General features: G+C 50.7%; 13 protein-coding genes. 2 read left to right on the forward strand and 11 right to left on the reverse strand.

Annotated features, from left to right (window positions below):
• Positions 1–269: 269 nt before the first annotated feature.
• Positions 270–725, forward strand: a complete 456-nt coding sequence (locus MJ768_RS13050; protein WP_239292345.1) for a hypothetical protein — start codon at positions 270–272, stop codon at positions 723–725.
• 296 nt (positions 726–1021) lie between these two features.
• Here MJ768_RS13050 and rng read toward each other — a convergent pair whose 3' ends face one another.
• The 10 genes from rng to ilvA form a co-directional block, all read right to left on the reverse strand.
• The gene (gene rng / locus MJ768_RS13055; protein WP_239292347.1) at positions 1022–2476 is read right to left on the reverse strand and encodes a ribonuclease G; all 1455 of its coding nucleotides are present in this window, start codon (positions 2474–2476) and stop codon (positions 1022–1024) included.
• On the reverse strand, positions 2473–3090 hold the full coding sequence (locus MJ768_RS13060; protein WP_239292349.1) for a Maf family protein: 618 nt from the start codon (positions 3088–3090) through the stop codon (positions 2473–2475). The genes rng and MJ768_RS13060 overlap by 4 nt, the downstream gene beginning before the upstream one ends.
• A 32-nt stretch (positions 3091–3122) precedes the next feature.
• Positions 3123–3593: a 23S rRNA (pseudouridine(1915)-N(3))-methyltransferase RlmH gene (gene rlmH, locus MJ768_RS13065; protein WP_239292351.1), complete on the reverse strand. Its 471-nt coding sequence runs from the start codon at positions 3591–3593 to the stop codon at positions 3123–3125.
• The gene (gene rsfS / locus MJ768_RS13070) at positions 3590–3949 is read right to left on the reverse strand and encodes a ribosome silencing factor (RefSeq protein WP_239292352.1); all 360 of its coding nucleotides are present in this window, start codon (positions 3947–3949) and stop codon (positions 3590–3592) included. The genes rlmH and rsfS overlap by 4 nt, the downstream gene beginning before the upstream one ends.
• A 1-nt stretch (position 3950) precedes the next feature.
• Positions 3951–4607 (reverse strand): nicotinate-nucleotide adenylyltransferase, encoded by a 657-nt coding sequence (nadD, locus tag MJ768_RS13075; protein ID WP_239292353.1) that lies wholly within the window; start codon positions 4605–4607, stop codon positions 3951–3953.
• A gap of 3 nt (positions 4608–4610) precedes the next feature.
• Positions 4611–5888, reverse strand: a complete 1278-nt coding sequence (gene aceF, locus MJ768_RS13080) for a dihydrolipoyllysine-residue acetyltransferase (protein ID WP_239292354.1) — start codon at positions 5886–5888, stop codon at positions 4611–4613.
• 17 nt (positions 5889–5905) lie between these two features.
• On the reverse strand, positions 5906–8566 hold the full coding sequence (gene aceE, locus MJ768_RS13085; RefSeq protein ID WP_239292355.1) for a pyruvate dehydrogenase (acetyl-transferring), homodimeric type: 2661 nt from the start codon (positions 8564–8566) through the stop codon (positions 5906–5908).
• An 80-nt stretch (positions 8567–8646) separates the two neighbouring features.
• Entirely contained in the window at positions 8647–9270 is a 624-nt protein-coding gene (locus MJ768_RS13090) for a 5-formyltetrahydrofolate cyclo-ligase (protein WP_239292356.1), read from the reverse strand.
• A gap of 63 nt (positions 9271–9333) precedes the next feature.
• Positions 9334–9573, reverse strand: a complete 240-nt coding sequence (locus tag MJ768_RS13095; protein WP_239292357.1) for a hypothetical protein — start codon at positions 9571–9573, stop codon at positions 9334–9336.
• Between the two features lie 35 nt (positions 9574–9608).
• Complete coding sequence (gene ilvA, locus MJ768_RS13100) at positions 9609–11117, reverse strand: threonine ammonia-lyase, biosynthetic (RefSeq protein ID WP_239292358.1); 1509 nt, start codon at positions 11115–11117, stop codon at positions 9609–9611.
• A 352-nt stretch (positions 11118–11469) separates the two neighbouring features.
• Between ilvA and MJ768_RS13105 the strand changes: the two genes are divergently transcribed.
• Complete coding sequence (locus MJ768_RS13105) at positions 11470–12213, forward strand: hypothetical protein (RefSeq protein ID WP_239292359.1); 744 nt, start codon at positions 11470–11472, stop codon at positions 12211–12213.
• 179 nt (positions 12214–12392) lie between these two features.
• Here the strand turns inward: MJ768_RS13105 and MJ768_RS13110 are convergent, their stop codons facing one another.
• Positions 12393–13106: a PepSY domain-containing protein gene (locus tag MJ768_RS13110; RefSeq protein ID WP_239292360.1), complete on the reverse strand. Its 714-nt coding sequence runs from the start codon at positions 13104–13106 to the stop codon at positions 12393–12395.
• Positions 13107–13224: the final 118 nt, after the last annotated feature.

Consider the following 13224-nt stretch of genomic DNA (forward strand, 5'->3'; position numbering starts at 1 on the left):
ACCAGCGGACATTTCTACTTGGGAGAAACCGGACATTACTACTTTGGGCTAACACCCTCACGACATTGGGTTGACGCCACACTTCAAAACCTTACAATCCCCACAGGTTCCGTTCTCCAATGGTTCAGTCCAACGAGGTTTATCCGCCGCCAATAAGGTCGAGGGTTTAACAAGTTTGGGGAGGGCGGCAGATAAACGCTATTCGTTAGCTAACCTTCCATATGTGCATAAAACGATATTTATACAAAGCACTGATAGTCGTTCTCGTAGTGTTGAACTGCCCGGCGTTTGCTCAGGAATATTTTGACCCTGATGGCTACTACTTTCCTGAAAAGGAAATCGTTGTAGAAGGTTGCAAACTTGACTGGTTCGAGCTGAGAACTATTTCCTACAACAACAATGGAAAGCTTGATTATGAACACCCCAAGTTTGTTGGACCAGATGTATCGTTATCTCTTGTGAGAACCAAGGACGAAGAGATATTGAATTACCGTTTTCCAAACCCCATAATCGGAAAAAGTAATGTTCAACTTACATCTGTGAATACACCGATTGGTATTGTGAGAATCAATGGAGGATTCTTAGACACTTGGGGCATGTTCTGGAATTTGAGTGACGTTGTATCTATGAAAACGCCTGTTTTTGAGGGTACAGTATCTGTCACTCGAAATGGAAAGCTAGTGTATGAAAAAGTTAGTCGCTTTACTTATTGGGAGGGTGATTGATGTTGATATCTCTAAGATTAGCTAACGAGTAAGGTTAGATCGTGATCGCGAAGCGAACCACAATCTAAACCGTTGTTGTATAAGCCCGGTGAGGCTGCTGTGTGGCTGCTCAGAGGGCAGCGGGATCATGTCTCAATACTGTTCGTTTAAGTAAAATAAGCTCAATAAAATCAACCACTAAACAGCCAAACCACTTCGTCAAGCGCGCTATCCGAACAGTATTGAGACTTGCCCCCTTCCCATGCGGCATCACCACAGAATTACAACAAAGGGCATCTCTAAATATTGCAGCAAAATCACATTAAAATGATGTCGTATTGCTCTTGGCTATACAAGCTTTCCACCTGTAGTGACACCGGTTTGCCGATAAGGTCAGAAAGCTGGGCCAAGCTTTGCGATTCTTCGTCGAGGAACAGGTCGATGACCAGTTGCGAAGCCAGAATGCGATATTCACGAGCGTTAAATTGGCGTGCTTCGCGCGTAATTTCACGCACAATTTCGTAACATATGGTCTGCGCGGTCTTTACTTCGCCGCGCCCCTTGCAGGTGGGGCAAGACTCGCACAGTATGTGGGCCAGACTTTCGCGCGTGCGTTTGCGCGTCATTTCCACCAGCCCCAAAGCGGAGAAACCGTTTACCGTGATGCGGGTGTGATCATTTGCCAGCGACTTCTTGAATTCTTCCAGTACGGCATCCCGGTGTTCCTGGTTATTCATGTCAATAAAGTCGCAAATGATGATGCCGCCCAAATTTCGCAGGCGTAACTGGCGCGCGATGACTTGTGCAGCATCCAGATTTGTCTTGAAGATGGTGTCGTCAAAATTACGCGAGCCGACGAAGCCACCGGTATTAACGTCGACCGTGGTGAGCGCTTCGGTCTGGTCGATAATGATATACCCCCCCGACTTGAGATTCACGCGGCGCGACAGCGCTCGCTCAATTTCATCTTCCACTCCGTACAAATCAAATAGCGGGCGCTCGCCGACATAGTGCTCCAGCCGCGACACCGCACTGGAGATAAAATCCTGTGCGAAAGCAGCCATTCGCTGATAAGTTTCGAGTGAGTCCACCAAGATGCGCGTAGTGCTTTCGTTGACGAAATCGCGCAACACGCAGAGGCTGATGTTGAGCTCTTGGTATAACAAAAAAGGAGCTGAGGATGTTTTCGCCTGCTCTTGGAGCTTGATCCACAGTTTGTTGAGATATTCCATGTCGGCGAGAAACTCTTTGTCAGTCGCAGTCTCCGCCATGGTACGGATGATGTAGCCGCCGCTGCTATTATCAGGCAGCAACTGTTGCAGCTTGGTGCGCAATAGTTCGCGCTCGGCTTCATTCTCGATGCGTTGCGATACGCCGATGTGCGATTCCTGCGGCAGAAACACCAGCAGACGTCCGGCAATGCTGATCTGAGTGGAAAGCCTTGCGCCCTTACTGCCGATGGAGTCCTTGATGACTTGTACCAGCAGGCTCTGCCCCTCATACAGCATTTTCTCGATGGGCTTGGCAGCATCGCTGTTATTGCGGTTTTCCCATATGTCCGCAACATGCAGGAAAGCAGAGCGTTCCAGCCCAATATCGATGAAGGCAGATTGCATGCCAGGCAGAACACGTTTCACGCGCCCGACATATACATTACTGACTATTCCGAGATGGCTGCCGCGCTCAATGTGAAGTTGTTGCACTATTCCCTGTTGCATTACTGCAACGCGGGTTTCCTGCGGGGTGACGTTGATTAGAATTTCGTCATTCACAGAATGGGATAACCGAATGTTTGCAGCAGCTCAGCTGTTTCAAACAGGGGTAGGCCCATTACCCCTGAATAGCTGCCGTCTATGTGCTGTATGAATGCCGCAGCGTAACCTTGGATAGCATAAGCACCAGCTTTATCTAATGGCTCGCTGGTGAGGATGTAGCGCCTGATGCGCTCTTCACTAAGCGTGGCCATTGTAACTTTACTGACCGACAAACGTATTTCCGTACGTTCTTCGAAGGTAACTGCAACGCCACTCAATACTTGATGTTGACGTCCGGAAAGAACACGCAGAGTGGCCGCAGCCTGTTCACGATCTTGCGGCTTGCCAATAATCTTGCCGTCCAGAATAACGCTAGTGTCGGCAGCCAAAACCGGGAGGGGGGGTAAATTGCGGAATTGCACAGACTTCCATCCGGCATTCACTTTCTCCTGACAAACCCTTTGCACATGGGCTTCCGGTGACTCATCTGTGTATGGAGTTTCATCCACATCCATCTTGCGGGATAAGTTGGAACGTAACAACAGCGTTTCAAAATTAATCCCGATCTGCTTCAGCAACTCTCGGCGACGCGGGCTTTGCGAGGAGAGGTAAATGCGTGGGTGAGAAATCATGGCTCTTTAAAATCCTATATAAATGGGCCGCATCATTCACGATGATAAGGGTGATTGTGCAACAAGCTGTGGGCGCGATACAACTGTTCCGCCAGCAATACTCGTACCAGGCCATGAGGCAGTGTCATGATCGACAGCGCCAGCAGCAGCTGCGCACTGTTTTTTACTGACTCGTGCAGGCCATCCGCGCCCCCAATGATGAAGGCCACATCGCGTCCGCTGCCCATCCAGCCTTCCATTTGTTGCGCCAACTGTTTGGTGGAGAAATGCGCGCCGCGCTCGTCCAACGCGATGCGCAGCACATCCTTCGGCAGAGCGGCTAATATACGCTGCGCTTCTGCCTCCATCATCTGCGTTACGCTCTTGCCGGTGGTTCGCGGCTCCGGCTTTATTTCTATCAGTTCGATTTGGGCCTCGCGTGCCATACGCTTGGCATATTCGGTGAAACCTGCGGTAATCCAGGCCGGCATCTTGTGCCCGACCGCCACCAACCACAGTTTCATTTTGGCTCGCTAGCCGCCTTAGGCGGCAGATGCCTCATGGTCCATAGTTCTTCCAACTGGTAGTAGGCGCGCACTGCAGGCTGCATGATATGCACGACCACTTCGCCGAGATCAACTAGCACCCACTCCCCGCTTTCCTCGCCTTCTATGCTGAGCGCTGGCTCGCCGCGCAGTTTGAGTTGCTTGGATACATGGTCGGCCAAGGCCCTGGTTTGGCGCGGTGAATTGGCGCTGGCGATCACCATGCGCTCGAATAGCTGACTCTTTTTGCTGGTATCGAGTACGCTGATATCATTGGCCTTAATATCTTCCAATGCGGTCACTACGGCCTGGATTTTTTCTTCAATGGTTAGCATGTTAGGTATATAGGTGATGTAATTGTATGTAATCGGCTACTACGTCTGGTAGCAGGTAATGTATGTTTTTATTTTCGGCACAACGTTTACGAATATCAGTGGCGGAAATTTCCAGGGCAGGCATATTCGCCACCAGGATCGCCCCGGCAGGCGAGTCACGCAGAATGCGGGGCGCCGGAGCGAGGCGTGCCCTGTATTCATCGCGCAAAGCCTCGTTAGCCCCATTTATGGCATTGCCAAGCGGGTGCCCGACACGCTGCATGACCACTATATGCGACAGTTCGAACAAACTTTTCCATTCATGCCAAGAGTGTAACAGCAGGAAGGCATCGCCGCCCATCAACAAACACAGCGGCTGTTGCATACCTAGCTCGGCACGCAGCGCAGTAAGCGTGTCTACCGTATAACATGGATCGATGCGATAAATTTCGCGTTCGTCCAGCACGAATGCCGCGTTGCCTTGCAATGCCAGGCGGACCATATCCAGACGCTGCACTGCGCTAGCGTGCGGTGCAGTGCGGTGCGGCGGCGTACCGCTGGGAATGAAGTGTATCGCAGCCAGATTGCATTGCTCCAGTGCTTCCTGTGCCAAGCGCAGATGACCGTTATGGATAGGATCGAACGTGCCTCCCAAAATGCCGATGGGGGCTTGGTTCACAGGTTATAGCACCAATCGGCGAACATCCGACAATACTTTGCCAAGATAACTTGTAAAATGCACTGCCTCGGCACCATCGATTACGCGATGATCATATGACAGCGACAGTGGCAACATTAGCCGCGGCACGAATTCACCCTCTTTGAATACTGGTTTTATGCTCGCCTTGGACACACCCAAAATAGCCACTTCTGGCGCATTAATAATAGGTGTAAAAGCTGTTCCGCCGATGCCGCCCAGACTGGAAATAGTGAAGCAGCCACCTTGCATGGCGGTTGCGGGGAGCTTTTTCTCCCGTGCCTTGGCGCTAATCTCGCCCAACTCCTTGGCCAGTTGAACTATGCCCTTTTGATCCACATCACGTAACACTGGCACCATCAAGCCATCCGGCGTATCCACTGCCACGCCGATGTGAAAATATTTTTTCAGCACCAAGTTTTCACCGCTAGCATCCAATGATGAATTGAAATCCGGGTATTGTTGCATAGCTGTCACCACGGCCTTGAGCAAGAAAGCCAGCGGAGTAATTTTTATTCCCTGTTTTGAGTATTCCTCGCCCAGCTCCTTGCGGAAAACTTCCATCTCGGTGATGTCAGCCTCATCGTGCTGGGTAATGTGCGGAATGGAGACCCAGTTGCGATGAAGATTGGCACCAGAAAGCTTCTTGATGCGCGAAAGCGGCTTGGTTTCGATAACACCGTACCTTGAAAAATCTACTACCGGCATGGCGGATACCTGCAAGCCGCCGCCACCCGAACCGCCTTGCGGTTGTGCAAGCGCAGCTTTAACGAAGCTCTGAACGTCATTTTTAGTAATGCGTCCCTTTTCTCCGCTGCCTTTTACGCGCGTAAGATCAACCCCCAGTTCGCGCGCAAAATGCCGAATGGACGGACTGGCATGTGCCTTGCCTGCAGGGCTGCTTTGAAAGCCAGTTGGCGCCACAGTGGGCGTGGCAGCAGGCGCTGTAACAGGAGTTGCGGCAACTTCTTTTACCGGAGCCGGTGTTGTGGTGGGGCTAACCACAGTAGATGATTCCGCTGTACTGGTTTCCATCAATAAAATCAGTGCGCCTTCCGATATTTTGTCGCCCACTTTAACGCTAACACTCTTCACCACCCCATCAAATAGAGCGGGTACATCCATCGTAGCCTTGTCTGTTTCCAGGGTAAGCAGGGACTGCTCAGCCTTGACCGTATCACCCGCTTTTACCATTACTTCTATTACCGGCACATCTTTGGAATCACCGATGTCCGGCATAAGTACTTGTTTGATTTCTGCCACGCGTGTCTCCTGCCCGCTCAGACCGTAGTTGGATTCGGTTTGTCGGGATTGATATTGTACAGTTTGAGCGCCTTGCTGACTTCGCTCATGGCTACCGTGCCTTCGTCAGCCAGCGCTTTCAGTGCGGCGACTGCTATGTAATAACGATCAACCTCGAAGAAATGGCGTAGCTTTTTACGCGTATCAGAGCGGCCAAAACCGTCCGTGCCCAACACTTTGTAACTGCCGGGCAAAAAGGCACGAATCTGGTCAGCGTAGCTTTTAATGTAATCGGTTGCTGCAATTACAGGCCCCTTGCGCTTGCCCAAGCATTGCTCGGCGTAACTTACTCGTGCCGCAGCTTCGGGATGCAGCATGTTCCAGCGCTCACAATCCAGCCCATCCCGACGTAATTCATTGAAGCTGGTTACGCTCCAGATGTCGGAAGCTACGCCAAAATCCTTCACCAATAATTCAGCGGCTGCGATAACTTCGCGCAGAATAGTCCCGCTGCCTAGAAGTTGCACCGTGGGTGTCGTGGCGGATTGAGCTTTACCTTCATTAAACAAATACATGCCCCTGATAATGCCGGTCTCCACACCCTCCGGCATGGCCGGATGCGCGTAATTCTCATTCATCACAGTGAGGTAATAGAACACATCCTCTTGTTCCTGATACATGCGGCGCATGCCATCCTGAATAATCACCGCCAGTTCGTAAGCAAAGGTTGGATCGTAGGACACGCAGTTAGGAATGGTCGCCGCCATCAGATGGCTGTGGCCGTCTTGATGTTGCAGGCCTTCGCCATTCAATGTGGTGCGCCCGGCCGTGCCTCCCAGCAGAAAGCCACGTGCACGCTGGTCGCCCGCTGCCCACATCAAATCGCCGACACGTTGAAAGCCAAACATGGAATAGTAGATATAGAACGGCACCATCGTTGCACCATGGTTGGCGTAGGCCGTGGATGCAGCAATCCACGATGACATCGCGCCTGCTTCATTGATGCCTTCCTGCAAAATCTGTCCGGCCTTGTCTTCCTTGTAGAACATCAGCTGATCGGCATCCTGCGGCGTATACAACTGGCCAACTTGCGAAAAAATGCTGAGCTGGCGGAACAATCCTTCCATGCCGAAAGTGCGCGATTCGTCCGGCACGATGGGTACCACCAGCTTGCCAATATTTTTGTCTTTCACCAGAATGCCCAGCATGCGTACGAAAGCCATGGTGGTGGAAATCTCGCGATCTTCGGTACCTTTAAGCAATACTTCGAAGGCATCCAGCCCTGGTATTTGCAATGGCGCTGCCACTATTTTGCGATCGGGTACGGTGCCCAAGGCCTTGCTCCGCTCGCGCAGATAACTCATTTCCAAGCTATCATCGGGTGGACGACAGAATGGCAATTTGCTGAGCTGATCATCGGTCACTGGAATATTGAAGCGATCACGGAATTTGCGTAATGCTTCATCGCCCACTTTCTTTTGCTGGTGGGTAATGTTTTGGGCTTCACCGGCTTCACCCATGCCATAGCCCTTTATGGTCTTGGCCAGAATGACGGTGGGTTGTCCCTTATGGTTTGCTGCGGCTGAGTAAGCGGCAAAAACTTTATGCGGATCGTGGCCGCCACGATCAAGATGCCAGATTTCATCGTCCGACATATCGGCGACCAGTTCCAGTAATTCCGGGTATTTGCCGAAAAAATGTTGGCGCACATAGGCGCCATTTTTGGATTTGTATGTCTGATATTCGCCGTCTACCACTTCTTCCATGCGCTTTAGCAAAAGTCCCGTCTTGTCCTTCGCGAACAAACGATCCCATTGCCCTCCCCACACCACCTTGATCACGTTCCAGCCCGCGCCTCGGAATACACCCTCCAGCTCCTGGATGATCTTGCCGTTGCCACGGACGGGGCCATCCAATCGTTGCAAATTACAGTTAATGACGAAAATCAGATTATCCAGTTTCTCGCGCGCGGCCATCGAAATCGCCCCCAGCGATTCCGGTTCATCAGTTTCACCATCACCGAGGAACGCCCATACCTTGCGTCCATCGGTACTAGCAATGCCCCGATACTCCAGATAGCGCATGAAACGCGCTTGGTAAATAGCCATCAGCGGGCCCAAACCCATGGACACCGTGGGGAACTGCCAGAAATCGGGCATCAGCCATGGATGCGGGTAAGAGGATAGGCCGCCGCCATCTACTTCTTGGCGGAAATTGTACAATTGCTCCTCGCTGAGACGCCCCTCAAGAAAGGCGCGTGCGTACATGCCGGGCGATGCATGTCCCTGGAAATAAACCAGGTCACCGCCGTGATTCTCGGTCTTGCCATGAAAAAAGTGGTTGAAGCCAACGTCATACAGCGTGGCCGCCGAAGCGAAGGTGGCGATGTGGCCGCCCAGTTCAGACGACTCGCGATTGGCGTTTAACACAATAGCCATCGCGTTCCATCGCGTCAGGGCACGAATGCGATGCTCAAGTTCATAGTTGCCAGTCGAGCGTTGCTCCTTGTCGAGCGGTATGGTGTTCAGGTAAGGCGTGATTGTGCTAATCGGCAGAGCGACACCGGCCAAGTGCGCTTTTCGGACCAGTTGGCTGATCAGGTAATGAGCGCGTTCCGCGCTTTCATGCTCCAGCACCGAGTCCAGTGCATCCAGCCACTCTTGTGTTTCCTGTGAATCGTTATCAGGTAAATCTGCCATATATCTACTCTCTATCACTCGTTGTTGGTCTGTGCATTTACGCACCAGGCTGTTTATTTTTTGATGGTGTACAGGCGCACCTATCTGTCCACATGCTTATCAGAAACGCATTTTATCGCCTCGTTCTCCGTCACCACCCATTCCACTTTGTGGTCGGTGGCTTCCTGCGGTATACCTTCGACTAGCTGGATAGCAAATGCCCCGGCAACCAGCGCAGGGTGGCAGCCTTGGTTCGCATCCTTCATTCGCGCCAGCAGCTTGTCATAAAATCCACCGCCGTAACCTAGTCGCGCACCGTCGCGTCCGAATGCTATGCCCGGCAACAAGATGAAACCCACTTCTTTTAAAGTATTTATTTTGGCACAGCGCTCAACCAGCGGTTCGCGTATATTCCACAGGCCGGGTGCCAAATCATGCTGCAAGTCGGACACGCGGTAAATATCCAATTCATTCGTGGCGCGGTTCACCTTGGGCAACAGCACGCACTTATCATCGCGCAATGCCTGCTGCACCCATTCTTCGGTGGAGAACTCCGCGCCGAAGCTCATATAAGCCAGCACCGTATTGGCCGTGCGATAAGCATTCAGGTTGGCGATGCGCTCCGAGATGGCCTGGCTCAGGCATGCCCTCTCAGCCGCGGTCAATTGTTCGCGGTCTGCAATTATACGTTGTCTGATAGCCTGTTTCATAACCTGTATTGTCATGGGCAGCTTATCCTTGCTCATATATTCAAGTGGACGATTTCTTCAAGAATATCGACGGAAACTTCACAGCAGCTGTTCAAAATTTTCTCGGCGAACGCGGCAAACACCGCCGCATACTGACTTGAATAATCCGTCAAGGAATTCGGGTGAGTTTTGGAATGCTATCCAGAATGGCGAATTATTATTCTCCGCCATATAAGCCAAACCCCGAAACATGACGCTGCCGTGAACAGCATCCACGATACCGAATCGTTCCAGCATGAACTCATTGAAGATAGCTGCGGATTTTATAGATAAGGACAAATTCAAATTTGCTCGCGCTTATTAAAATTTAACCGTCAGCTCAAGAACAGCTTGTATGCCGGATTATCGCTCTCATCCCAATAGCGATAACCGAGATTATCCAGGAAACTTCGTAGCGGTTTCTTGTCATGATGAGGCACTTGCATGCCGATCAGCACGCGGCCATAATCCGCACCATGGTTGCGATAGTGGAACAAGCTGATATTCCAGCTATGGTTCATGCTATTGAGGAAAGTCATCAATGCGCCGGGGCGTTCCGGAAATTCGAAGCGAAACAGGATCTCGTCCTGCAAGCCAGGCGCATGTCCACCTACCAAGTGACGAACGTGCAGCTTGGCCATCTCGTTGTCGGTGAAATTCAGCGTGGACAGTTTATGTTTTTCCAGCGTGGCAACAAGCTTGGTGGTTTCAGACTGGTCTTTCACCTGCACTCCGACGAATACATGCGCTTCCTTGGGGTTCGCATAACGGTAGTTGAATTCAGTGATATTACGCTGACCCAGCAAAGAACAAAATTTGCGAAAGCTGCCGGGAGTTTCCGGGATACTCACAGCCAGAATAGCCTCGCGTTTTTCGCCGAGTTCTGCCCGCTCCGCGATGAAACGCAAGCGGTCGAAATTCATATTGGCACCGCTGGCAATTGCCACCAGCGTCTTACCCTTTAGTTTTTCGCGCTCCGCATACAACTTGGCACCAGCAATAGCCAGCGCTCCGGCAGGCTCAAGATTGGTGCGGGTATCTTCGAACACATCCTTGATCGCTGCACAGATGGCGTCGGTGTCCACCAGTATAATTTCGTCCACCAATTCACGGCACAAACGGAAAGTCTCCTGCCCGACTTGTTTTACAGCCACGCCATCGGCGAACAAGCCGACATGTTCGAGCTTGACGCGCCGGCCGGCCTTAATCGAGCGACTCATGGCATCGGACTCCACTGGTTGCACGCCGATAATCTTGATCTCCGGGCGCACCGCCTTAACGTAAGCGGCAATGCCTGATATCAGGCCGCCGCCGCCGATGGGCGCGAAGATGGCATGGATAGGCTGGCTATACTGCCGCAGTATTTCCATGCCGATCGTCCCTTGTCCGGCGATTACATCGGGATCGTCATACGGATGGACGAAGGTAAGCTTAAGTTTCTGCTCCAGCTCCAATGCATGCAGATAGGCATCAGAATAAGAATCGCCATGCAATATTATTTTTGCTCCACGGCTGGCAACTGCCTCCACCTTGATCTGTGGCGTGGTCATTGGCATAACGATGATGGCCTTGCAGCCCAGCTTCTGCGCCGACAGCGCCACGCCCTGCGCGTGATTACCGGCCGAGGCAGCAATGACACCGCGCTTAAGCTGCGCCGACGTCAACTTCGCCATCTTGTTATAGGCACCGCGCAGCTTGAAAGAAAATACCGGCTGCATATCTTCACGCTTTAGCAGAACATTGTTGCCAATGCGAATGGACAAATTGGGCGCAACGTCCAGCGGGCTTTCAATAGCCACGTCATAAACGCGAGCGGTGAGGATGCGGTTTAAGTAACTTTGCATGGCTGGCCTACGAATTAATTTATGAACTGATTATGGTGCAAGACTAGCAGGAATTGTGTGCAACCCGAAAGGATTTCCGTCATTCCGCTACCAACTTGGGCCGTCTGTCATGTAGCCCCGGCTTCCATTCTGTCGCTCACAGGATTATTGATCTATCAACCTCAACCTCATTTGCAATTTGCGTCTAACTCAAACTAATTTTCTTCAATCCGGAAATCTTATATCGCTACGCACATGTGTGCATGTGTTTATTCATTTATATTCCTTTTGCCTGGTCGAGTAAGAGGCTGCTATGCTACCGCAGTTCGACTCTCGAACAATCTTACAAAAGAGATAATAATATTGGAAACGCATGATTCTGAAATTGCAAAATAGTTGCCGTTTACTTGCCTTCGTTGCCGCAGCCTTATTGCTGGCCGCCTGCACCACCACAGAGCCTGCCAAAAACAGCAAGAACATTCCACAACAGAATGATCGTAATTTGCTCAGTCAGCTTGGTAAATCAGATATTGATCGTTTGGCTGATGTGGAGATACGTGAAAATACCCAAATCTTACGTATGTTAATGACAAAACTATACAAGCGTAATCCGAGCGAACTCAGAAAAAGCACTACGGCTAACGTAGAAGAGATGGTGAAATCAGTATTCGAAAACCAGCATGGCTGGCGATTCAAGGAAATCAGCGAAGCGCAGGGCTCCTATGCTATTCAACAGGCGTTCCAGCCTGACTATCAAGGTGACCGGGTAATGTCGTTGATCGTAGGCCTGCAAACGATGCTGATCAAAGCGCATGGCGGAAAAACTGAGTTCTATTTTACCGACACCATTGAGCCGCAAAGTATCTTTAATGCCGCGCGTAACGTCGAAATCGCCGTGTGGCAGCTCTCCAATAAACGCGATAACAATGGACAGCTTAATTTGTTAACCAATGAGTTGAATGACCGCGAGCATAATCTCAGCTTTGAACGTGAGTTCGGGAAAATTATCGGAAGCCTGGATTTGCTCGCGATTACGTTATCGGAAAAAATGCAGCGCGGCATTACACGTGTGGTGCAGACTTTATCTACAGCATTGTTCTTGCCATATGGACTTTAATAATTCTAACTCCATTCAACATCCACAAAAACATCATTACAAGCAATCTAATTAGCGTGCACTGATCTTTTTGCAAGCATATTTACTCGTTATTTTCCGTCAGCCGAACAGTTTTGAGTTCCTCCGGGTGCTGGGTTAATTCCCATTGCTAAATAAGTTGGCGATTCCGGTAACTTCACTCACCTTAACCTCCAATAAAGCCAAAACCCGCTTAAACCCAAAGCAAGCAATACAAGCGACGCAACGTCCATTACCCATACTGCATAGCGCCCAAATATACGACCGCTATGCACATCCAACAATATACGCTGTAGCGGTATACTCGGTGCGAGAATGTCCGCCGAGCGACGTTTAACATCGTCAGGAAGATCTTGCAGAGAAGACAACGTCATTCCAGCAGCGCTTGATTTTTCCCAATTCTGCCCATCGACGCTAGCGAATACGGCAGAGGGGGTTTGCAGCACAACATTACTACCCATTTTGCCAACCGCCAAAATTGGATGAGCGGGTAGCGATTTATTTTCCACCTTACCTAGCATCTGTCCATCAGATTGATACAAATAAAGGGTGGTGGCGGTCGCAATATAATTAACACCCCTAACCTCGACTGCGCCAACTGGTTGCCCTGCACTGCTGGTCAATAATTTATCGTCTAAAATCCATTTGCCGTCTTCCCATGAGAAATAGCTTTTCCCAAGCAAATACCCTTGAGTTGGTTCAGCAGCATGAATCCCATACCAGCGCATAAGCCAAGGATAGCTTACTTCGCGCTTATCTAATTTAAGTATCTCAACATGATTTAAAGGTAATCCTGAAACCATAAGATAGACCAAAAAAAACACGATGACAGCGCCAACAAGACCATGCCACCGGCGAACAGCATGAATATTCATCCTTAACTCACTATTAATGGAGTTGCAGTACCGGCGGTTACATTCACAGCCGGACTGAACTCCGCAGCAGCGAGCCCATCCTGTTCCGGATGAGCGCCCAGAAATTTCGCACATCTTT

The sequence above is a fragment of the Candidatus Nitrotoga sp. 1052 genome, assembly GCF_927312905.1.
Lineage (GTDB): Bacteria > Pseudomonadota > Gammaproteobacteria > Burkholderiales > Gallionellaceae > Nitrotoga.